At 75.3% G+C, this 20,688-nt stretch carries 20 protein-coding genes; 8 read left to right on the top strand and 12 right to left on the bottom strand.

The window, feature by feature from the left end; translation table 11 throughout:
* Positions 1 to 103 precede the first annotated feature (103 nt).
* Complete coding sequence (locus C8D89_RS08635) at positions 104 to 760, top strand: winged helix-turn-helix transcriptional regulator (protein WP_116707673.1); 657 nt, start codon at positions 104 to 106, stop codon at positions 758 to 760.
* Here C8D89_RS08635 and C8D89_RS08630 read toward each other — a convergent pair whose 3' ends face one another.
* Complete coding sequence (locus C8D89_RS08630; RefSeq protein WP_116707672.1) at positions 761 to 1,636, bottom strand: enoyl-CoA hydratase-related protein; 876 nt, start codon at positions 1,634 to 1,636, stop codon at positions 761 to 763.
* Positions 1,637 to 1,849: 213 nt separating this feature from the next.
* Between C8D89_RS08630 and C8D89_RS08625 the strand changes: the two genes are divergently transcribed.
* A complete protein-coding gene (locus C8D89_RS08625; protein ID WP_116707671.1) occupies positions 1,850 to 2,125 on the top strand; it encodes a hypothetical protein in 276 nt (91 codons plus the stop codon).
* A gap of 183 nt (positions 2,126 to 2,308) precedes the next feature.
* On the opposite strand, the gene C8D89_RS08615 is transcribed toward C8D89_RS08625, so the two are convergent.
* Genes C8D89_RS08615 through C8D89_RS08595 form a run of 5 tightly spaced genes read right to left on the bottom strand, consistent with a single transcriptional unit; the run spans position 2,309 to position 10,366 of the window.
* On the bottom strand, positions 2,309 to 7,963 hold the full coding sequence (locus tag C8D89_RS08615) for an ATP-binding protein (protein WP_279323361.1): 5,655 nt from the start codon (positions 7,961 to 7,963) through the stop codon (positions 2,309 to 2,311).
* 53 nt (positions 7,964 to 8,016) lie between these two features.
* The gene (locus tag C8D89_RS08610; RefSeq protein WP_133251848.1) at positions 8,017 to 8,220 is read right to left on the bottom strand and encodes a hypothetical protein; all 204 of its coding nucleotides are present in this window, start codon (positions 8,218 to 8,220) and stop codon (positions 8,017 to 8,019) included.
* 10 nt (positions 8,221 to 8,230) lie between these two features.
* A complete protein-coding gene (locus tag C8D89_RS08605; RefSeq protein ID WP_116707668.1) occupies positions 8,231 to 8,848 on the bottom strand; it encodes a ferric reductase-like transmembrane domain-containing protein in 618 nt (205 codons plus the stop codon).
* On the bottom strand, positions 8,845 to 9,408 hold the full coding sequence (locus C8D89_RS08600; RefSeq protein ID WP_116707667.1) for a peptidase associated/transthyretin-like domain-containing protein: 564 nt from the start codon (positions 9,406 to 9,408) through the stop codon (positions 8,845 to 8,847). The genes C8D89_RS08605 and C8D89_RS08600 overlap by 4 nt, the downstream gene beginning before the upstream one ends.
* Positions 9,409 to 9,439: 31 nt before the next feature.
* Positions 9,440 to 10,366 (bottom strand): nicotianamine synthase family protein, encoded by a 927-nt coding sequence (locus tag C8D89_RS08595; RefSeq protein WP_165825603.1) that lies wholly within the window; start codon positions 10,364 to 10,366, stop codon positions 9,440 to 9,442.
* A gap of 85 nt (positions 10,367 to 10,451) precedes the next feature.
* On the opposite strand from C8D89_RS08595, the gene C8D89_RS08590 reads away from it, so the two are divergent.
* Genes C8D89_RS08590 through C8D89_RS08580 form a run of 3 tightly spaced genes read left to right on the top strand, consistent with a single transcriptional unit; the run spans position 10,452 to position 12,502 of the window.
* Positions 10,452 to 10,820, top strand: a complete 369-nt coding sequence (locus tag C8D89_RS08590) for an ArsR/SmtB family transcription factor (RefSeq protein ID WP_116707665.1) — start codon at positions 10,452 to 10,454, stop codon at positions 10,818 to 10,820.
* 10 nt (positions 10,821 to 10,830) lie between these two features.
* Complete coding sequence (locus C8D89_RS08585; RefSeq protein ID WP_133251847.1) at positions 10,831 to 11,943, top strand: adenylate/guanylate cyclase domain-containing protein; 1,113 nt, start codon at positions 10,831 to 10,833, stop codon at positions 11,941 to 11,943.
* Positions 11,944 to 11,980: 37 nt separating this feature from the next.
* On the top strand, positions 11,981 to 12,502 hold the full coding sequence (locus C8D89_RS08580; protein WP_423716821.1) for a VOC family protein: 522 nt from the start codon (positions 11,981 to 11,983) through the stop codon (positions 12,500 to 12,502).
* 119 nt (positions 12,503 to 12,621) lie between these two features.
* On the opposite strand, the gene C8D89_RS08575 is transcribed toward C8D89_RS08580, so the two are convergent.
* From C8D89_RS08575 to C8D89_RS08555, 3 genes are all read right to left on the bottom strand, one after another.
* Positions 12,622 to 13,743, bottom strand: coding sequence for an HNH endonuclease signature motif containing protein (locus tag C8D89_RS08575; protein WP_243417976.1), 1,122 nt, complete (start codon positions 13,741 to 13,743; stop codon positions 12,622 to 12,624).
* 345 nt (positions 13,744 to 14,088) lie between these two features.
* Positions 14,089 to 14,436 carry a LytR C-terminal domain-containing protein gene (locus C8D89_RS08565; RefSeq protein ID WP_243417950.1) on the bottom strand — a complete coding sequence of 116 codons (348 nt, stop codon included), beginning with the start codon at positions 14,434 to 14,436 and terminating at the stop codon, positions 14,089 to 14,091.
* Positions 14,437 to 15,367: 931 nt separating this feature from the next.
* The gene (locus C8D89_RS08555) at positions 15,368 to 15,841 is read right to left on the bottom strand and encodes a GyrI-like domain-containing protein (RefSeq protein WP_116707661.1); all 474 of its coding nucleotides are present in this window, start codon (positions 15,839 to 15,841) and stop codon (positions 15,368 to 15,370) included.
* A gap of 153 nt (positions 15,842 to 15,994) precedes the next feature.
* On the opposite strand from C8D89_RS08555, the gene C8D89_RS29105 reads away from it, so the two are divergent.
* Entirely contained in the window at positions 15,995 to 16,438 is a 444-nt protein-coding gene (locus C8D89_RS29105) for a nuclear transport factor 2 family protein (RefSeq protein ID WP_165825602.1), read from the top strand.
* Positions 16,439 to 16,447: 9 nt separating this feature from the next.
* Here C8D89_RS29105 and C8D89_RS08545 read toward each other — a convergent pair whose 3' ends face one another.
* The 3 genes from C8D89_RS08545 to C8D89_RS08535 form a co-directional block, all read right to left on the bottom strand.
* On the bottom strand, positions 16,448 to 17,380 hold the full coding sequence (locus C8D89_RS08545; protein WP_116707660.1) for a DUF262 domain-containing protein: 933 nt from the start codon (positions 17,378 to 17,380) through the stop codon (positions 16,448 to 16,450).
* A gap of 164 nt (positions 17,381 to 17,544) precedes the next feature.
* Positions 17,545 to 18,333: a crotonase/enoyl-CoA hydratase family protein gene (locus C8D89_RS08540; RefSeq protein ID WP_116707659.1), complete on the bottom strand. Its 789-nt coding sequence runs from the start codon at positions 18,331 to 18,333 to the stop codon at positions 17,545 to 17,547.
* Positions 18,330 to 19,088 carry an SDR family NAD(P)-dependent oxidoreductase gene (locus tag C8D89_RS08535; RefSeq protein WP_116707658.1) on the bottom strand — a complete coding sequence of 253 codons (759 nt, stop codon included), beginning with the start codon at positions 19,086 to 19,088 and terminating at the stop codon, positions 18,330 to 18,332. The genes C8D89_RS08540 and C8D89_RS08535 overlap by 4 nt, the downstream gene beginning before the upstream one ends.
* A 208-nt stretch (positions 19,089 to 19,296) precedes the next feature.
* Between C8D89_RS08535 and C8D89_RS08530 the strand changes: the two genes are divergently transcribed.
* Positions 19,297 to 19,806: a universal stress protein gene (locus C8D89_RS08530; RefSeq protein ID WP_116707657.1), complete on the top strand. Its 510-nt coding sequence runs from the start codon at positions 19,297 to 19,299 to the stop codon at positions 19,804 to 19,806.
* Positions 19,803 to 20,687: an SDR family oxidoreductase gene (locus C8D89_RS08525; RefSeq protein ID WP_116707819.1), complete on the top strand. Its 885-nt coding sequence runs from the start codon at positions 19,803 to 19,805 to the stop codon at positions 20,685 to 20,687. Before C8D89_RS08530 ends, C8D89_RS08525 begins: the two co-directional genes overlap by 4 nt.
* Position 20,688 lies beyond the last annotated feature (1 nt).

Here is a 20,688-nt window from a genome sequence, read left to right as displayed (position 1 = left end):
CGCGTTCGTTCCGTGTCGGGGTGGGTCGCCCGGGCACGGACCGCCGTAGTCCTAAGATGCTACTTCGCAGGTCGGTAGACGTATCCGGTGGTAGGGTGCCGGTATGGCTGCACGACGGGACTACTTCGACGGCTGCGGTGCCGCCCACGCGCTCGACCTCGTGGGGGAGCGGTGGGCGCTGCTGGTGGTGCGGGAGCTGATGCTCGGCCCCAAGCGGTTCACCGACCTGCGCACCGGCCTCCCGCACGCCAGCCCGAACGTCCTGTCCCAGCGGCTGCGCGAGCTGGAGGACGCCGGGGTGCTGCGCCGGCGCCGGCTGCCGCCGCCCGCCGCCTCCGCGGTGTACGAGCTCACCGAATGGGGCCTGGAGCTCGAGCCGGTGCTGCAGGCGCTCGGGCGCTGGGCCGCCCGCTCGCTGCCCGAATCGGACAGCATCAAGGTCGACTCGTTCATCCTCTCGCTGCGGACGATGTTCCACCCCGAGCTGGCCGCCGACGCCGACGTCACGCTGCAGCTCGTCCTCGACGACCAGCCGTTCCGCGCCCGCATCGCGCACGGCACCCTGGAGATCGAGCGGGGTGAGGTGCCCGGGGCCGACGCCACGGTCCGCTGCTCGCCGACGGTCCTCGCCGGCATCGTCTACCAGGGCCTGCCGGTGGCCGACGCGCAGGCCGACGGCCTGCTGGAGCTCACCGGCGACCCCGCGGCGCTCGGCGCCCTGGTCGACGCGGTGACGCTCCCGGAGCCGCTGCCCGCCTGATCAGGGCCACTCCGGCACCAGGTCGGTGTGGTCACGTGTGCGGCGCAGCGGGAAGGCCGGGGCCCGCTTCTCGAGGAACGCCGTGACGCCCTCGGCCGCGTCGCCGTCGCGGCCGAGCAGGGCGATCGCCCGAGAGTCGAGGGCGTGCGCCTCCCAGGGAGAGGCGGCCGACAGCATCGACCACATCATCCGCCGCGTGACCGCCACCGACACCGACGAGGTGTTCTCGGCGACCTCGCGTGCCAGGGCGTAGGCCGCGTCGAGGAGGTCCTCGTCGGGGACCACCCGCGAGACCAGCCCGCCCTCGAGCGCCTCCCGGGCGTCGAACACCCGGCCCGTCATCGCCCACTCCATCGCGCGCGAGATGCCCACGACCCGCGGGAGGAACCAGCTCGACGCCGCCTCGGGCACGATGCCGCGACGCGCGAAGACGAACCCGAAGCGCGCCGACGCGCCCGCCAGCCGCACGTCCATGGGCAGCGTCATCGTCGCGCCGACGCCGACCGCGGGGCCGTTGATCGCCCCGATCACGGGCACCTGCAGCGCCGCGAAGCGCATGGCCACGACCCCGCCGCGGTCGCGGCCGACGCCGTTCACCTCGCCGTAGCGGGCGGCCTTCGTCTCGGCGGGGTCGCGCGCCCGGTCGTCGAACGTGCTCCCGCCCTCGCCGAGGTCGGCGCCCGCGCAGAACGCGCGTCCCCGGCCCGTCACCACCAGCGCGCGGACGGCGTCGTCGGCGTCGATGGCGTCGCAGGCGGCCACGAGCTCGTCGCACATCCGCCCGGTGAAGGCGTTCATCCGCGCCTCCCGGTCGAGCACCAGCGTGGCGATCCCGTCGCGGACCGCATAGTCGATCTCGGTGAACGCGTCCTGCACGCCGGCCTCCTCGCCCTCGCCCGTCCCGCGGCACCCTCTCGGGCGACACGGGAACGGTCAACCGTGACCGGTCGCGGGGCAGGCAACGAGCCGGTCTCGGGGTGTCGGAGAGCGTGGACTTCGTCCGGTCCGGGTAGGAAGGTCGGATGTCCGGGTCGACGGTGTCGTCAGCCCGCTGCCACACCCGGCGCCTCCGGCGCCCGAGGAGGACCCGTGACCGCCGTGCGTCCCGACCCCGCCATCCTTCCGTCCGCCTCGCCGACCGAGCCCGGCGAGATCCTGGTCGCGGTGCCCGACGGGCCGGGGCGCGACGCCGCGGCCACCCTGAGCTGCCGGCTGCACGGGATCATCGCGGGCGCGGGCGACGCGGCGCCGGTCACGATCGTCGTCGCGGCGGGCGAGCACGCGACCGACCCCCACCTCGCGCGGGTGCTGGAGTGCGCCCGCGAGTGCGCCACCAGCCGCGGCCTCGGGTTCGTCGTGCGCTGACCGGGGACGCGGGGCGTGGTTTCCTGGACCCATGGCGTTCGTCCACGGCCACGCGCGCGAGACGGGGTGGGTGGTCAGTCACTACCGCCGTCCCCAGCGCGCCGGGGACGACCAGCTCGACCTGATCGACCCGGTCCTACCCCGCCCGCGGCGGCGCGAGGACGGCAGCGAGGACGGTGACGATCAGGTCTGCGACAGCAGCCCCGACGACCCCGACGAACCCGCCTGCGTCCGCTCCATCCCGCGGCGCACCGCGTCGACGAGGTAGGGCCGCAGCCGCGCGGGCTGCACCACCTCGTGCACCGAGCCCATCTCTTGGGCACGCCGGACGGAGTGGTGGGTGTCGAACTCGTCGGCGATCTCGCCGAGCTTCTCCGAGCGCACCGCCGGGCGCACCACCGCGAGCCGGTCGCGCAGCTCGGCGACGTCCTCGCCGCGCTCGAGCCCCTCGCTGATGCGGCTCTCGAGGTCGGCGACACGGGGGTCGGCCGCGGTGCGCTTGGCGACCTCGCCGGCGAACACCACCGCCGCGGCCGGGGCGCCGCCGATCACCGAGGCGTAGGACCCCTCCACCGCCGCGATCTCCATCTCGTCGTTGAGCGTCCCGGAGAACACGACGAACGCGCCGCCGTGGTAGCGCGAGACCACGCAGAACACGATCGGTCCGCGGAAGTTGACCACCGCCCGGCCGATCTCCGCGCCGTACTCGAGCTGCAGCCCGCGCAGCGACTCCGGCGAGCCGTCGAAGCCCGACAGGTTGGCCAGCACCACCACGGGCCGGTTCCCGCTGGCCGCGTTGATCGCCCGCGCGGTCTTCTTCGACGAGCGCGGGAACAGCGTGCCCGCGGTCCACTGCGCCGGGCCGTCGACCGGCGGCGGGCCGTGGCGCGGCAGCGGCTTCGACTCGATGCCGATGAGCTCGACGGGGTGCCCGCCGAGATGGGCGTCGAGCACGACCACCGACTCGGCGGCCTGCATGTCGGCCCACCGCTCGAGGGTGGGGTGGTCGTGGTCGGCGACGCCGCTCATCAGCGAGCGGATGTCGAAGGGCTTCTTGCGCTCGGCGTTGACGGCCGGGTCGAAGATCTCTCCGAGGTGGGTGAAGCCGTCGCCGTGGTGCGGGGCGTCCCGCACGTCGCGGTCGTCGGGGTCGGTGGTCGCCGCCGGGCGGGGAAAGCGCTCGCCGGGCACGACGTAGGTGTGCGCGTAGTGGCGCAGCAGCACGTCGACCGCGCCCGACAGGTCCGGCGCCCAGTACTGGGCCTCGCCGTTCGGGCCCATGATCCGGTCGTAGCCGCCGATGCCGTAGTTGTCCTCGGCCGAGACGCCGCCAGAGTAGTCCAGCGACTGCTTGCCAGTGAGGACCATCGCCGAGTCCGGGGTCATCACGAGGATGCCGCGGGTGTGCATGAGCATCGTCGCCTCGGCGTTCCAGTACGGCTGGGCGCCGACGTTGATGCCGGTGACGACGACGTTGATCTCGCCGCCCTCCTGGGTGAACGTGATGATCGCCCGCAGGACCCGGGAGATCCAGTCCATGTTCTCGGTGCCGGAGTCCATCGCGATCTTGGCGCCGGCGGAGACCGCGTACCACTCGATCGGCACGCCGTGCGCCCGCGCCAGGTCGATCGCGGCGAGCACCCGGCGGCACTCCGGCTCGGCGATCGCCCCGAGCGCCCGGGTGGGGTCGCCCATGAGCACCACGCGGGTCAGGCCCTCCGGCTGGCGTCGGGTCGGGGTGGTGACCATGCCGAGCACGAAGTTCGCGGTGTTCGCCCCGTAGGCGCGGTGCACCGGCACCGGGCGCCCGTCCCCGCCGTCGGAGCTGTCGAGGTCGTACTCCGTGAACGTGCCCGGCTCGCCCTCCGGGTCGGGGTTGCGGGTGATGAGCGGGATCAGCTCGTACGGGTAGAGCGCGCCCCGACGGGCGGCCTTGATGACCTTCTGGGTGTAGGCGTCGAGCTCGCCCATCGGGTGGCTGGGCGGCTCGGTGACGCGCAGCGTGAGCCCCGCCCCCGGCGGGCGGCTCATCCGCAGCACGAGCTCGCGCTCGGGGGTGCGGAAGCGCACCATCACCTGCTCGATCCCCAGCGACTCGGTGCGCGGGGCGAGCGTGCGCACGATCCCGTCGAGCTCGCCGAGGGGCACGTCGACCACGGGCCAGACGTAGAGCAGCACGCGGTTCCAGGTCAGCCGGCCGAGCGCGGCGTCGGCGGCCCGCGCCGAGCGCAGGCTGTCCAGCGCCGCGTCGAGCACCGCCTCGACCTGGGGCAGCGCCCGGACCCGCCCGGCGTCGTCGCGCAGGACGGTGAGGTCGCGGACGTCGCCGGTGACGATGAGGCGCCGGTCCTCGGGCACGTGGCGCCCGCGGGCGTCGAACAGGTGGACGTCGGTGGCCGAGGGCAGGCGGGTGAGCTCGAAGTCGCGCAGGCGCCAGAGCCCGAGCCGCTCCGCGACCATGGGGTGCAGGCCGCGCAGGGTCCGGTCCTCCACCCCGAACCCGTCGTCGGCACGGCGGAAGGTGAACCAGCTCGTCGTGCCGCTGCCGTCGCTGCCGTCGCGGTCGGTGCCGCGCACGCCGACGGTCACGCGCTCGACGGACGCCGGCACGACGCCGATCTTGTCCCGGATGCGCGCCGCGCGGTCGTCCGGGCTGTCGGCGCCCTCCGCGCCGCGCGGGGAGGTGACGTACAGGTCGATGAGCACCCGGTCGTCGGAGGGCATGGACTCGACCAGCCGGTGCAGGTCCGTCGAGACCGTGTCCGGAGCGGTGGCGCCCTCGGGCTCGTCGACCTCGGACACCGTGGCGACGACGACGTAGGAGCGCCCCTCGTGCGGGTAGCGCGCGGTGAGCAGCGGGCGCCCGTCGTGCCGGTCGACCCGCACCTCGCCGAGGTCGCGGATGAGCCCGTAGTAGCGCCGGGTCATCACCTCGAGCATCACGGCGTGGTGGCGCTCGGCGAACACCCCGAGGATCGGCTCACCGGACGCGACGATCTCGTCGATCTGCGCGGCGCGGGCGGCGGGGTCGTCGGACAGCTGGTCCAGCTCGGTGCGCACCCGGTCCTGGACCCGCGCGCGCTCGGACTCGATCAGCGGCGCGTCGAAGCAGCGGAAGCGCACCTGCCGCGCGAGGTCGCCGATCTGCGGGTGGCGCACCTGGGTGGCGGCGACGAGGTGGTCGAGCACGGCGCGGTACGCCTCGCCCTCGCGGTCTGGCAGGCCGGGGCGGCGCAGCCGGGCGCGCAGCAGCGCCGCGACCACCGGCTGGTGGGCGCCGGCGCGGCGGTGGGCCAGGAACATCCGGTAGAGCGCGGGGCCGAGCACCTCGGGGCTGCCGGTCAGGTCGGTCACGCCGTAGTGCGCGAGCGCGCGGCGCAGCTTGAGGCGGAACGACTCCGGCAGCACCTCGGCGTCCGGGTCGCGGGAGCGCAGGTAGGCGTAGAGGTACTCCTGCGGGTTGCGCACCGCCTCCTCGTCGACCGCGGTGTCGTCCGCCTCGACCCCGCCCTCGAGGCGGCGGTTGCGGGAGAGCGCGGAGAGGTCGGCGACGATGCGCAGGATGCCGGTCTCGTCGGCGAGCAGATCCGGGTCGTCGGCCGGCAGCTCCTCGCGGGCACGGTCCAGCGCCTCGATCAGCGGCTGGGCCTCGCGCTCGTCCACGTCGTAGCCGAGCACCAGCGCGCGCAGCGCGGCGAGCGCGTCACGGGCCCGGGTGCGGGCGTCGGTCGCCTCGGCCGGGCCGTCGTCGACCAGCGGCGCGAGGCTCGCGCGCGCGTCGCCACCGCCGCCGGCGACGTCGTCGGCGTCGGGCTCGAGACGCACCAGCCGCGTCCCGCCCTCGACCTGGGTGTTGGCGTCGACGAGCACCTCGGCGACCCGCCCCGAGACGGGGGCGCGCAGCGCGGTCTCGAGCTTCATGCTCTCGACGACGGCCACGGTGTCGCCCTCGGCCACGGTGTCGCCGGGGGAGACGGGAACGGCGACGACCATCGCCGGCGCCGGGGCGCGGACCAGCCCGGCCTCGCCGCCGGCGATGCGGTGCACGGCGCCGTCGACCTCGACGAGGTAGTCCGACCCCTGGGTCACCGACAGCACGCCGAAGGTCCGGCCGCCGACGGTGAGGCGGCGCTCGAAGCGCCCGGAGCGCTCGACCACGACGTCCACCCCGGTGTCGCCGTCGACCACGACGCGGTAGTGCGACGGGCGGGTGCGGGCCACGCGCAGGCGGTAGGACTCGCCGACGACGCGGACGTCCGCCTGGTGCCACACCTCGTGGCCGACCTCGGGCCGCCCGCGCTCGGCGGAGAGGAACAGCCGACCCTGCTGGCGGAACTCGTGTGCCTCGTGCGCCTCGACCGCCGCGGCCAGCAGCGCCACGTCGACCCGCCGGGGCGGGGTGTAGCCCCGCGCCATCATCGTGTCGAGCCACGTGGTGTCGGCGCGGCCCTCGGCGACCTCGGGCCGGGCGAGCAGGTCGAGCAGGAACGCCTTGTTGGTCGTGCCGCCCTCGACCACCACCGCGGTCTGGCGGATCGCGCGAACCAGGCGGGCGCGGGCCTCCTCGCGCGTGCGGCCCCACGCGATCACCTTGGCGATCATCGAGTCGTACTGCGGCGGGATGACGTCGCCGGTGGCCACGCCGGTGTCGACCCGGATGCCCGGGCCGGCGGGCAGCACGAGGTGGCGGATCGCGCCGGGGGCGGGGGCGAAGCCGCGCTCGGGGTCCTCGGCGGTGAGACGGGCCTCGATGGCGTGGCCCGAGGCCGGCGGTGCAAGGGGGTCTGCCATGACCCGGTCGCCGAGGACCTCGCCCAGCGTGCCGCCCATCGCCACGTGCAGCTGCAGCTTGACGACGTCCACGCCGGTGACGGCCTCGGTGACCGGGTGCTCGACCTGCAGGCGGGTGTTGACCTCCATGAACGACAGCACGTCGTGCGCCGGGTCGTAGAGGAACTCGACGGTGCCGGCGTTGACGTAGCCGGCGGCGCGCGCGAGGTCGGCCGCGCTGCGGCGCAGCAGCCGGTCGCGCTCGGCGTCGAGGGCAATGGACGCGGACTCCTCGATGACCTTCTGGTTGCGCCGCTGCACGCTGCAGTCGCGCACCCCGAGCGTGACCACCCCGCCGTGCGCGTCGGCGACGACCTGCACCTCGACGTGGCGCCCGCCGCGCACCGCGCCCTCGAGGAACACGGTGCCGTCGCCCGCAGCACGCGCGCCCTCGGCCGACGCGCGGGCCACGGCGTCGTCGAGGTCCTCCGGACGCGCCACGAAGCGGATGCCTCGCCCCCCGCCGCCCGCGGTCGCCTTGACCATGAGCGGGAAGCCGACCTTCTCGGCGGCCGTGCGGGCCGCCTCGGCGTCGGCGACCGGCCCGCCGCTCCACGGCGCCATGGGCACGCCGACGCCCTCGGCGATGCGCTTGGACTCGATCTTGTCGCCGAGCCGGCGCATGGTCTCCGAGCCCGGGCCGACGAAGGTGATGCCGAGGCGCTCGCACAGCTCGGCGAACTCGGCGCGCTCCGAGACGAAGCCCCAGCCCGGCCAGACGGCGTCGGCGCGGCGCTCGACCAGGACACGCTCGAGCTCGGCGAGGTCCAGGTAGGGCACCGGACCCATGTCGTCGGGGTCGTCGGGCCCGATGAGCACGGCCTCGTCGGCCTCGCGCACCGCCATCGCGTGGCGGTCGACCGCGGTGTGCACCGCGATCGTGCGGATCGGTGGCAGCGCCCCGTCGTGCTCGGCGTTCCACTCCCGGACGGCGTTGAGCAAGCGCATCGCGGGCTCGCCACGGTTGACGACGGCGAGGCGCTGGAACGGACGAGGGGGCACGCTCACGATCGCCGACCCTAACCGCGACGGGCCGTCACGCGGATCCTCCGCAGGCCCCGCTACGCCGGCAGGCGGAAGGTCAGCAGGCCCGGCACGCAGCCGACCGGCACCCGCTCGTCCCCCCGGTCGGCGCACGCCGGGTCCGGGTCCTCGCGCTCCGCCCGCAACGCCCGCAGGAGCTCGGCGACCGAGCGCCCGTCGGCCCGGTCGTCGCCGTGCGCGCCGGGCTCCACGAGGGCGGCGAAGATCGGCGTCGGCTCCACCGACGCGACGTTAGCCGCGGGGACCGTCACCCGACCGGAGGCGCCCACGATCGGGCGTCGTCGCGTCGCCCGCCGGGGGAGCGCGCAGGACCCGGACCAGGCGCACCACGGCGCCGACGGCCCCGAGGCCGCCGAGGGCGAGGAGCACGGGTGTGCCCCACCCGTCGAGCGCGCCCTGGATGATCACGGCGTGCCCGACGCCGAGCACGACGACGAGCACGGCCAGGCTGCCGTGCACGAACCGCCACGTCGCCGGCGACCACCGCAGCCGCCGGCGCAGGACGCCGAGCAGCGTGACGACCGCGAGCAGCACCGTGGCGATGAGCGCCATCCGCGCCCGCGTCGGACCGTCGAGCGACATCGAGTACAGGGCGTCGTCGGGATCCTCGACCAGCAGGGCGACGACGTGCACCGTGACGAGCACCGCGACGATCCCGCCGACGCGCAGGTGCCAGCCGACGCGACGGCGGGTCAGCCAGGGCTGCACCGCCAGCGCGGCGACGGCGACGCAGGCGGCCAGCGTGGAGACGACCACGAGCGGCGGCGCGCCCGCGAGGTGGGGGCCGGCGAGGGCCAGGCCGACGAGGACCGCGCCGCCGAGCGCGGCGACGCCGATCAGGATCCTCACGAGGCCGGCACCAGGACGAGGTCGACGACGGCGAGGGTGTCGTCGGTGTCGACGACGTGGCGCTGGAACACGTCGCGCCAGGGTCCCTCGGCGTCGTGGGCGACGTGGACGTTGGGCTCGCCGAACTGGGACACCGCCGGGTCGGTCTCGACCCGGTAGCGCCCGTCGGCGTCGGTGAGCACCGTGGTCCGGTTCTCGCGCTCGCTGCCCGACGCCGTCTGCAGCCACACCTGCACCGGCACTCCGGGCAGCGGTCGGCAGAGGGTGTCGCGCACGACGCCGGTGATCTCCAGGCCGCGGCCGAGGGGCACGTCGCGGGGTGCGTCGGGACGGTAGTTGTTGCGTCCACCGGGGTTCGTGAGGGTGGGAGTGCACGTGCTGCCGGGTCCCACGGTGGCCGCCGCCGCCGGGCCGGCAGCGCCGGCCCCGCCGGTGCTGCCCTCGTCGCGGGCGCCGGTCCCGGACTCGTCGGAGCGCCACAGCGCGGCGGCGATCATCGCGACCAGCAGCAGCACGGCGCCCACCGCGGCGGGGTGGGGACGGGTGCGGGTGGCTGGCACGGCACCAGGGTGCCCCACCGGGCCGCCGGGTTCAGGCGGGGACGCGGGCGAGCACGACCGAGTTGACGACGTCGGTGTGCGGGTGCAGCACGGCGACGGGGTCGAGCCCGCCCAGACCGCCGTCGGCGACGTCGAGCACCGGGTAGAGCAGCGTGCGCAGCGAGTGCGCGCTGCGGGCGAGCACCATCGCGCCCGGGCGCATCCCGGAGCGCACGTGGGCCAGCGCGGCCGCCTTCTCCTCGGGGGCGAGACCGACGAGGGCGGCGAGGCACACGAGGTCGTACCCGCCGAGGTCCCCGAGGGTCAGGACGTCGCCCTCGCGCACCGCGACGTCGTCGCCGAGCGCCCGGGCCAGCGCGGCGCCGAGGGCCACCGCGTCCCGGTCGACGTCCACCGCGTCCACGGCCACGCCGTGACGCGCCAGCAGCAGCGCCGAGAGCGGGAGCGGCCCCGAGCCGACGAACAGTGCCCGGCGCGGCGGGGCCGGCGCGTGCCCGGCGACGGCGTGGAACTCCATGCGCGTGAGGTCGCGGTAGTTCTGCAGGTAGGGGAACTCCTCGAGCGCGGCCGCGGGGTCCGGCGCGGCGAGCACCCGGCGGGCCCAGGACCGCTCGAGCGCGTACTCGCCGGCGGCGCAGCGGGCGCGCAGATCGGGCAGGCGGGCGCGGAGGCGGGGGTCGTCGAGCACCGCGTCCACCACGGCCGCCGGGCGTCGGGCCACGGCCAGGCCCACCAGCCGGGTGAACAGCGCGTCGGTGCGCGGGCCGGGTTCCAGCGTGGGCTCGGCGGCCAGCGCCTCGTGCAGGCCGAGGATCTCGGTGATCAGCGCGGTGTGGTCGCGGCCCGTCTCGTCGTGGCCGCAGGCCTTCACCCCCCGCCGCGGGGCCCGGTCACGGCCGGGCCGCGCCGTCCCGCGTGCCGTGGTGCGGGACGGGGTGTGCTCGCTCGGACTGGTCATCTCGGGCGGACCTCCACCGGGGCCGGGCGTCGTCGTCCGATGGTCCATTCGGCCACGGGCACCCATGCTGGCACAATAGTTCAGCGTGTGCGCACACGAGGACGTGCGAAGGGGTGAGACCTTCGCGCGCCTGCCCCCCGCCGAGCACGTGGACGTCGCGGTCGAGGGCCTGCGGATGCTCGCGGATCCCACCCGTCTGCGGATGCTCTGGCTGCTCTGCGGTGCTGAGCTGGACGTCTCGACGCTCGCCGCGCGTCTCGGGGCGACCCGCCCCGCGGTCTCGCAGCACCTCGCGAAGCTGCGCCTCGCCGGGCTCGTCACCCAGCGCCGTGCGGGTCGTCACGTCCTCTCGCGTGCGCGGGATCACCACGTCGGCGAGCTGCTCGACGTCCTCGTCCACGATGCGGGACACCGGCGGGCGATGACCGGGCACCCGCCCGCCGACCGCCCCTAGGGTGCCGGCCGTGGAACGACCGGGCGGCCCGCTGGGCCAGGTGGTGGCGGCGCTGGCCGCCGGCCGGACCGCGGCGCAGGTGGTGGACGCGGAGGGGCGCCTGGCGTGGGTGTCCGAGCAGATGCAGCTGCTCGCCGGCCTCTCCGACGAGGCCGACATGGGCATCGGGCAGCGCCTCGACGACGTGCTCGAGCGCGAGGTCTGGAACGAGCTCCTCACCGCGGACGCCGCGGAGACCCTCCGCAGCGAGCTGCACCCGCGCCTCGACGACCCCGAGAGCACCCCGCTGTGGGTGCTCTCGCTGGACCTGCAGGTCGGGGGCCGGCACCGCGGTGTGGGCATGCTCGGGGTGACGCTGCGTCACGCCGACGGGAGCCCGCTCGGCGCTGCGCTGATCTACGCCCCGCTGCTGCCGGCCCGTGTCCTCGCGCTGGTCAGCGAGGGCGACGAGGCGATGTTCACGCGCATGGCCGACCTCTCCGAACCCGCCAAGCGGCCCGCGGCGATCGTCTTCGCCGACGTCGACGCGTCGGGCCCGCTGTCGCGCCGCCTGCCCACGGCCGTCTACTTCGAGCTCATCCGCGGCATCACCACCGCGTTCGACGAGCTCGTCGGGCGCCACGGCGGCATCGTCGGCAAGCACGCGGGCGACGGGGCGAGCGCCTATTTCCTCGCCGACGACCACGGCTCGGACCCGGAGGCCGCCTGCGCGGCGCTGCGGACCGTCCAGGCGCTGCCCGACGTCGTGGCCGAGGTGGTCGCCGACCTCACCGAGTCCGGCGCCGACGTCTCGCGCGAGGACTGCCGGCTCAACATCGGCGCGCACTGGGGCGCCGACCTGTTCATCGGCCAGGTCGTCACCGGCGGGCGGCTGGAGGTGACCGCGCTCGGCGACGAGGTCAACGAGTGCGCGCGCGTGGAGCAGGTCGCCACCGGGGGACAGCGGCTGGTCACCAAGACGCTGATCGAGCGCCTCGACGACGCCGCGGCCGCGGCGCTGGGCCTGCGCCCGCGCAGCATGACCTATCGGGTCCTGGCCGAGCTCGCCCGTGACGGCGGACGGGCCGGGGGCAAGGCCGACCGCGACGCCGGCGCCATCGCGGTGCACGACCTCGGCGCATGAGCGCGACGCGCGGGCACGAGCTGGCTAGATTGACGGTGTGAGCGCGGACAAGGCGTCGTTGATCAGCGAGGAGGAGCGGGAGCGGCTGACCACGGCCCGCGACCGCATCCGCGAGGAGTTCCTGTTCTCCCGCGAGCACCGCCCGCCCTCCACGGGCAAGGGCATCCACCACACGGCGCTCATCTGCCGGGACGTGCGCACCACGGTGGAGTGGTACCAGAACGTCGCGGGCTTCCCGGTCACCGTGCTGTTCGAGAACCGCGACCTCGCCGGCTCCACGCACTTCTTCTTCGACGTCGGTAACGGCAACTGCCTGGCCTTCTTCGACCTGCCCGGCGTCGAGCCCGGGCCCTACGACGAGGTGCTCGGCGGCCTGCACCACATCGCGATCTCGGTGCCCGGCACCCAGTGGTACGGCATCAAGCGCCGCCTCGACGAGCGCGGGATCGACTACATGCTCGAGTCCGACGTCTCGATCTACACCCGCGACCCGGACGGCGCCCGCATCGAGTTCATCATGGACCCGCTCGGGGAGATGTACGGCGAGGAGACGATCTAGGCATACCTGCGGCCCGCCGCCCGCCGTCGGATCTCCTTCAGCTGGACGAGCTTTCTCGGCCCTCTTCGCGATGAGGTTCACGGGGTCCCTCGAGGGCTCGCTTCCACTGGACGACTCGGTCAGGACCGCGGCACGGGCAGCCGCCGACCGCCGGGTCGTCGGTGCTGGTGCGGGTCCACCCATGGTGGTGGGGTGAACCAGGGGAGACCACCGAGGATCTCGACGATCCAGTAGCCGTGGTGGATCAGCTTGTGGTGGAACCTGCAGAGCAGCACCAGGTTGTCCAGGCACGTCGGACCGTCGTCCAGCCAGTGGCGCACGTGATGAGCGTGGCAGCGGCGGGGTCGTCGTGAGCACCCGGGGAAGGCGCAACCACCGTCCCGGAGGTCGAGCGCACGGCGGATGCTCTCGGTGACGGTTCGCGAGGCACGGCCGACGTCCAGCGGCACGGACCGGGTCCCGAGCACCATCGGCACGATCTCGGCGTCACAGGCCCAGCGGCGGACGGTCTGCGCGTCGACCGGGGCGCCGGAGGCGAGCGTGCCGTGCCCCACCGCGGCACACAGCCACCGGTGGTCCATCGTGATCGTCAGCAGCGCACGGCGGGCGCTGCGTCCTGGCGTGGGCTGCCGTCCCGCGTCCGGCGGCGGGCCGGACGGGCCGGGTGTCGGGAACAGCGTGCCCTCGTCCGGGCGCTCCGGCTCGGTCTCCGGCTCGGTCTCCGGACCGTGCTCCGGATCGGTCGCGGCGTGCTCCCGGCGGGAGTCGGTGGCCAGCCCCTGGGCGCCGAGGACGTCCTGGACCATGTCCTTGAGTGCGCCGGCGGTGCGGCACGGCTTGTCGCGATCGTCGTGCGGGCCGGCCGGGGCGGAGAGCAGATCGAAGACCTCGACCATCATCTCCGCGTCGAGGGGGTCCCGGATGCGTCCCTTGATCGCCAGCGACCCGTCGCGGCGCCGCACGAGCCGCAGCTCGTCGAACCGGTCCTCGCCGTCCGGCGGCGCGGCGCCGTCGGGGTCGAGCTCGTCGATCAGGCGCTGCGCGACCTTCTGCAGCATCCGCGGTGGCAACCCGGCGGCGGCCTCGGCGAGGATCCGCTCACAGTCGGCCAGGTCGTGCGGGGTGACGGTCCCGACCCGCTCCAGCCGCGAGATCGTCCGGCGGATGACCGCGACGTGGGCGGGCGCGATGCGTCCGTGCGCCAGCGCGTCCGCGGTGTGGGGGCGACGCGGCGGGAGCAGCCCGCCGCGCAGAGATCGCTGCTGGACGAGGTCCTCGGACTCGTCGACGAGCCGCCTCGCCCTCGTGCCGGTCCAGCAACCCGAGATCCTGCAGGAGACGGTCGGTCACGCCGTCGCCGGTCCGGAGGGCGACCCCGAGGCGGTCGAGCTCGGCGATGGCCTCGAGCTGGCGGTAGTAGGCGCCGCGCATGGCCACCATGCGCTCGCGGGCACGGTCGAGCGCTTCCCGCTCGACCGGCCCGACCCCGCCTTCGATCATGTGTTCGAATCTAGCGCAGCCCCCCGACATCGAGGTCCGGTCCGAGCTCCGGCACGAGCCGGGTGGGCTCGTGGGTCGGACACGTCCTAACCGGTGCCGGCGCCCCAGTCGCGGGTGGCGATGAGGATCAGGCCGGGCGAGGCGTCCCGGATGCCCTCGAAGCGCGGCATCGCCCGCACCCCGAACTGCTCCGCGAGCACCCGGGCGGCGTGCTCCTCCTCGGTGCCCACCCGGAAGTAGACGGTGCTCACCGGGATCACGCCGTAGGGGTAGTTACCGACCTCGACGACGTTCCAGCCCCGCCGACGAAGCTCGTCGGCCGCGCGGTCGGCGAGGCCGATGATCGTGGAGTTGTTGTACACGCGGACGGTGACCGCGGAGGTGACGGCCGGGGGGCCGGCGTCTGCGGCGCCGGGCGCGATCGACGGCCCCATCGGCGGCCCCATCGGCGGCCCGCCCGGCGGTGGGGCCGCGGCCCCACCGAGCGCGTTCGGAGCGCCGGGAGGGGCCCCGGGCGCGCTGCCGGGGATGCCGGGGGCACCAGCGGGGACGGGGCCGGGGATCGGCGGTAGGCCGCCGGCGCCACCCGGGGCCCCGCCACCGGGGCCGCCGTCCGGTGCTCCCGCCGCGCCCACCACGGGACCGCCGCCCGGGGGCGGGCCGGGCACGCCACCGGGCGCGGCGAAGGCACCGGGAGCACCGGGAGCACCGGGAGCACCGGGAGCACCGGGAGCAACGGGAGCACCGGGAGCACCGGGAGCACCGGGAGCACCGGGAGCACCGGGAGCACCGGGGGCGCCGCCCAGTTCGCCGGGAGTACGCGCAGGGGCCGCTCCGGGACCGGGTGGCAGGCCACCCGGCCCTGCACCCGGGCCGCCACCCGGCACGATCGGGGCGCCCGCGGGCGGCGGGCCGCCCGGTGTCGCGTCGGGCGCCCCGCCGCCCGCGCCGCCGGGGGAGGGTCCGGCGACGGGTCCGGGGCCGGACGGCAGGCCGCTCGGGACGCCGGTGCCGGGCGGGACGACCCCGGGCCGAGGGCCGGGCACCAGGCCGGGGGAGGAACTCGAGGTGGGCAACGTTCCCGGGGCCCCCGGCGCCGGGCTGGGCGGTGCCGCGCTCGGGCTCTCCGGACCGTCGCCGACCAGCCCGAGCACACCCACGACGGCGGCGACACCGGCGACGGCGAGCAGGACGATGCCCGCGATCCGCCTGCGCGAGACGTCGGCTCTCCCGGGTTCTGCCATCTCCAGCCCTCTCAGCGATGACGGGGCCCCGGCCCCGCGTTCACCCGGCCGTGTGCCGTGGCCGGGGCATGAGAGCACCGATGACGCTCGTCGCCGAGGTGGCGCGCCGTACGAAGCTCGCTCAGTCCCGCGGAGTCAGCGGCCGGAAGACGACGGTGCGCGTCTCGGCCGGCGGTGTCTCCGGGCCGCTCCAGTACTCCTCCCACATGGGGCCCGTGTCGTCGACCCGCCGTCCGGCGGCGGCGGCCCCCCGGCCGAGCGCGTCGTAGGCCTTGTCCAGCTCCTGGTAGGGGCCGATGTGCGTGGTGGTGGCGACCTCGACCTCCGGGAGCCGGAACGGCTCGACGCCCTCGCCCGGCTCGACGTCGCGGTCGACCACGAAACCGGAGGTGACGTGGAAGGCGTCCTCGTCCGCCTCGAAGACGGAGACGGCCGGGCCGGCGATGGGAACGCCGACCCGGGCGAGGTGGGCGGCGACCCGGCGGAAGGCGTCGCCGGCCTTCGGCCCGATGTCCTCCGGCTGGGCTTCGTAGTGCACGGCGGCCAGCCGACGACCGGTCTCGCGGGCGAAGGTGACGTCATCGTTCCTGGTCATGGGGCGTCCTTCCTCCCGGTTGGCTCCGATTCCCTCCACGACGGGACCGGGAACGGGCCGGCCACGCCAGGGACGGAGGTCCCGTTGCTTCGCGGAGCCGAGGGCTCCGGCGGAGCTTCGCGTCGCCGCTGTCCGGCGCTAACCTCGACCGAGGTGGCCGACGCGATACGGCTCCGCGTCGACCCGGGACGGCGGGAGGACGACGTGGGCAGCGACGACGTCGAGACGGTGCGGTCCATCTACGAGGCGTTCGCGCGCGGGGACGTCGACGCCGTCTTCGCCGCGATGGTCGACGACATCGAGTGGGACGAGAGCCCCGGCATGCCCTACGGCGGGGTGTACCACGGGCGGGAGGAGATCGTCAGCAAGGTCTTCGGGCCCATCCTCACCGACGTCGACGGCTTCACCGCCGAGCCCGACGAGATCCTGCCCCTCGGCGAGGACCGGGTGTTCGCGCAGGGTCGGCACGGGGGTCGGGGCGCGCGCGGGCCCGTGGATGCTCGCTTCGTCCACCTCTGGACCGTGCGGGACGGGAAGGTGACGCGGTACCAGCAGCTCGCCGACACCCAACGGTTCCGCGAGGCCGTCGGGCGGTGAGCGACACCGTCACCTCGGCGGGCCCAGGTCCTCCCGCGCGGCGGAGGCGCCCTCGCGGAAGCGGGTGAGGTGCTCGCCCACGAGACGGGCGTCGTGGCTGCGGGGGCGCCGCGGCGGCGGGGGCGCGGCGTGGATCGCGCCGGGGGCGAGGTGGGCCGCGGGCTCGCGCATCGGCAGGCCGGCCGGGGTGACGCGGGTCGTCGGCGTGCGCAGGGCGCTGCGCGCGGCCTCGTGTCCGGGGTCGGCGGGGGAGGACCACGCCGGGGCGTGCGCCCCGGCCTTGCCGGGCGACGGGGCGTCCAGGAACCATGCGGAGAGCTCGTCGAAGATCGGCTCGCCGGAGTACCGGCGGTGGGCCCCACCGGGTCGTCCCGGGGAGACCGGTTGCTCGGCGGCGGCCGGCTGCTCGGGCACCGCGGGCGGGGGGACCGGCGGGGGAACGGCCGGTGGCTCGGCGAGCACGGGCCGCCCGGGGGCCGCTCGCGCCGGCGCGAACGCCGACGGCACCATCGGCAGCGTCGGCGGGTCCCACCGCGACAGCAGCTCCAGCACCTCGCCGTCGGAGTGGTGGCCGACGTGGACGACGGGGACGCCGTAGCGCCGGACCCCGCGCCGGACCCGCTCGGGCAGCTCGCTGTAGGACAGCCCGTCGAGCTCGTCGAGCTGCTCAGCGCCGACGGCCGCCGCGCGCTCGACCGGCAGCTCGTCCCGGACGAAACGCCAGAGGGCGAGCAGGCGCTCGCGACCGTCGACCAGGACGTCGCGCTCGTCCCCGTCGGCGACGACGACCGGGGGGATCGGCCAGCCGCGCAGCACGGTGTCGACGAGGAGCTGCTGGCGCTGTCGATCCCAGGTGCCCGAACCCCACCCGGCGTCGAGCTCGCCGCGGTCGATGCGCGCGAGCAGCACCTCGAGCTCCACGAGGGAGTGCTGGAGGTGCATGACGGGTCCTCCGGGGCCGGCGTCGTCCTTCTCGCCCGACGGTCCGCGCCCGTGGTGTCGAGCGACGGCCCGCATCCTAGGGACGGTGGTCCCCGTGCTGGGCGAGAAGGACGACTCCTGGGGCGTCCGGAGCAACGGACGCGCCCGCCGGTCGGCGCGGCGGGTCAGCGTCCCCGCCAGACGGGCCGGCGCTTCTCGGCGAAGGCCGCCGCGCCCTCGCGGGCGTCCTCGCTCGAGAGCACCGGTTTCAGGATCTCGCCCTGGCGTTCCCACATCTCCGCCGAGCTCCAGTCCGGCGAGCGGACGATCACCTGCTTGCTCGCGCGCACGGCGAGCGGCCCGTTCTCGCCGATCCGTGCGGCCAGCTCGCGCGCCCCGTCGAGCGCGCCGCCGGGCGCGGTGAGCCGGTTGACCAGCCCCCAGCGGTGCGCGTCGGCCGCGCTCAGGGGATCGCCGGTGAGCGCGAGCTCCATGGCCACGGTGCGCGGGATGCGGGTGGGCAGGCGCATCAGGCCGCCGGCGGCCGCGGCGAGCCCCCGCTTGACCTCCGGGATGCCGAAGCTCGCCTCCTCGGACGCGACGACGAGGTCGCAGGACAGGGCCAGCTCGCACCCGCCGGCCAGCGCCGGGCCCTCGACCGCGGCGATGAGCGGCTTCTCGGGCGGCCCCTGGGTGATGCCGGCGAACCCGCGACCCTCGACGTGCGGGCGCTCGCCGCGCAGGAAGGCCTTGAGGTCCATCCCGGCGCTGAAGAAGCCGCCGGCACCGGTCAGGATGCCCGTGACCAGCCCGTCGTCGCCGTCGAGCTCGTCGAGCGCGGCGGCGATGCCCTGGGCGACGGCCAGGTTCACCGCGTTCCGCGCCTTCGGTCGGTCGATCGTGATGACGAGCGTCGTGCCCTCGCGCTCGGTACGGAGAACGGTCTCCTCGTCGGAGGTCGTCGCGGAGTTCATCGGGGTGCCATCCGGATCGCGCCGTCGAGACGGATGGTCTCGCCGTTGAGCATCGGGTTCTGCAGCATCGCGACGGCCATCTGCGCGTACTCCGCGGGGTCGCCGAGGCGCCGCGGGTTGGGCACCGAGTTGCCGAGTGCCTCGCGCACCTCGTCGGACAGGGTCGCGAACAGCGGGGTGTCGAAGAGCCCGGGCGCGATGGTGTTGACGCGGATGAGCTTGGAGGCGAGGTCGCGCGCCGCGCACAGCGTCATCGACACCACGCCGCCCTTGGACGCCGAGTACGCCATCTGCCCGATCTGGCCCTCGAAGGCGGCCACGGACGCGGTCATGATCATGGCACCCCGCTCGCCGTCCACCGGCTCGGTGCGGGCCATCGCCGCGCCGCCGAGGCGCAGCGCGTTGAACGAGCCGAACAGGTTGACCCGCACGACCCGCTCGAAGGCGTCCATGTCGCCCGGGTCGCCGTTCTTCTCCACGACGCGCGTGAGGCTGCCGATGCCCGCGCAGTGCACCAGCGCTCGGAAGGGCCCGGCCGCCTCGGCCACGGCGACGGCCCGGCCCAGCGCCTCGGCGTCGGTGACGTCGGCGGCCACGAACTCGCCGTCCAGGTCGGCGGCGGCCTCCTTGCCGTTCGACGACGGCAGGTCGGCGATCACCACGCGCGCACCCGCGGCGGTGAGCGCCTGGGCGGTGGCCAGTCCGAGGCCGGACGCGCCGCCGGTGACGAGCGCCGAGACGCCCTGCAGATCCATGGTCGGTCCCTTCCGTGGAGCGGTCGTGCCCGGCACCGTAACCAGTCAGGACTGACCGTGTCACCGGGTCCGGCTGCCGGTCCGGTGCTCGTCGGTCCCACCCCGTTTCCCCGGCGCGGCGGACCTTCGGCCCTGCTCCGGGCGACGCGCGCACGGGACGCTGGACACGGTTGACGGAATCGCGGGGCCACGACGAGGGGCAGGGCACATGGGTGGCGCGGAGGGAGCCGTGGTCGTCGGCGTCGACGGGTCCGAGCACGCCGACGCAGCGCTGCGGTACGCGGTGACCGAGGCGGCCCTGCGCGGGACCCGGGTCGTCGCCGTCGTGGCCTGGGGACCCAAGAACATCTTCGGGGGCTACGGCATCCTCGAGGACCCCGACGTCGTCGAGCACCGGCTGCGTGAGCAGGCCGACGCCCACGTCCGCCGGGTCCACGGCACCGTGCCCGGGGGCGCGGACGTGCCCGTCGAGCTCGAGTTCCGCACCGGGTCGGCGGCGGACGTCCTCGTCGAGGTGTCGCGGTCGGCCTCCCTGCTCGTCGTCGGGCGTCGCGGGCACGGCGCGTTCCGCAGCCGGCTGTTCGGGTCGGTGGCGCTGCGCTGCGTGCTGCACGCGTCCTGCCCGGTCACCGTGGTGTCGGCGGTCGGCGATCCGGTGGATGCGGCGGAGGCGACCACGTCTGGACCCGGGCCCGCGTGGGCACACTGCCGACCATGACCGAGCCGCCCGTCCTGCCCACCGCGACCTACGCCGTCACCGGCGCGACCGGCCACCTCGGCCGCCTCGCGGTCGACGCGCTGCTGCGCCGCGGCGTCCCGGCCCGGAACGTCTTCGCGCTCGTCCGCGACCCCGGCCGGGCCGACGACCTCGCCGCGCTCGGGGTCGGCGTCCGCGAGGCGGACTACGACCGTCCCGAGACCCTCGGCCCGGCCCTCGAGGGCATCGAGCGCCTGCTGCTCGTCTCCAGCCCGACCGCGGGCAACCGGATCGAGCAGCACAGCAACGTCATCCGCGCCGCGGACGCCGCCGACGTGGGCCTGGTCGTCTACACCAGCATCCTGCACGCCGACGAGACCCAGAACGCCCTCGCGCCCGAGCACGCGGCCACCGAGGACGTCCTGCAGGGCTCCGGGCTGCCGTTCGCCGTGGCGCGCAACGGCTGGTACGTCGAGAACTACACCGGCCGCCTCGACGAGTACCTCAGCCGCGGCGAGATCGTCGGCGCCGCCGGCGACGGCCGGGTGTCGGCGGCCACCCGCGCGGACTTCGCCGAGGCCGCGGTCTCGCTGCTCACCGGCGACATCGCCGACCAGCAGGGCTACTGGGAGCTGGGCGGCGAGGCGTTCAGCATGGCCGACCTCGCCAAGACGATCTCCGAGGTGACCGGCCAGGAGGTCGTCTACCGCGACCTCCCGCCGGAGGAGCTCACCGACTCGCTGCGCGCGGCCGGGATGGACGAGGACACGGCCGGGTTCGTCACGGCGCTGGAGCTCTCGACCGCGCGCGGTGAGCTCGAGACCGACAGTCCGGCGCTGGAGAACCTCCTCGGCCGGGCGCCCACCTCGCTCGCCGACGCGGTGCGCGCGGCGCGGCTCTGAT

This window comes from Actinomycetospora cinnamomea (assembly GCF_003096675.1).
Classification (GTDB): domain Bacteria; phylum Actinomycetota; class Actinomycetes; order Mycobacteriales; family Pseudonocardiaceae; genus Actinomycetospora; species Actinomycetospora cinnamomea.
This window is presented reverse-complemented; position numbering and strand designations above follow the sequence as displayed.

What these genes read in the sequence shown, in the direction of transcription:
- C8D89_RS08540 (WP_116707659.1), bottom strand. Translation starts at nt 18,333, where the DNA reads ATGAACTCCGCGACGACCTCCGACGAGGAGACCGTTCTCCGTACCGAG.
- C8D89_RS08530 (WP_116707657.1), top strand. Translation starts at nt 19,297, where the DNA reads ATGGGTGGCGCGGAGGGAGCCGTGGTCGTCGGCGTCGACGGGTCCGAG.
- C8D89_RS08555 (WP_116707661.1), bottom strand. Translation starts at nt 15,841, where the DNA reads ATGACCAGGAACGATGACGTCACCTTCGCCCGCGAGACCGGTCGTCGG.
- C8D89_RS08565 (WP_243417950.1), bottom strand. Translation starts at nt 14,436, where the DNA reads ATGGGGCCGTCGATCGCGCCCGGCGCCGCAGACGCCGGCCCCCCGGCC.
- C8D89_RS08535 (WP_116707658.1), bottom strand. Translation starts at nt 19,088, where the DNA reads ATGGATCTGCAGGGCGTCTCGGCGCTCGTCACCGGCGGCGCGTCCGGC.
- C8D89_RS08635 (WP_116707673.1), top strand. Translation starts at nt 104, where the DNA reads ATGGCTGCACGACGGGACTACTTCGACGGCTGCGGTGCCGCCCACGCG.
- C8D89_RS08525 (WP_116707819.1), top strand. Translation starts at nt 19,803, where the DNA reads ATGACCGAGCCGCCCGTCCTGCCCACCGCGACCTACGCCGTCACCGGC.
- C8D89_RS08545 (WP_116707660.1), bottom strand. Translation starts at nt 17,380, where the DNA reads ATGCACCTCCAGCACTCCCTCGTGGAGCTCGAGGTGCTGCTCGCGCGC.
- C8D89_RS08595 (WP_165825603.1), bottom strand. Translation starts at nt 10,366, where the DNA reads ATGACCAGTCCGAGCGAGCACACCCCGTCCCGCACCACGGCACGCGGG.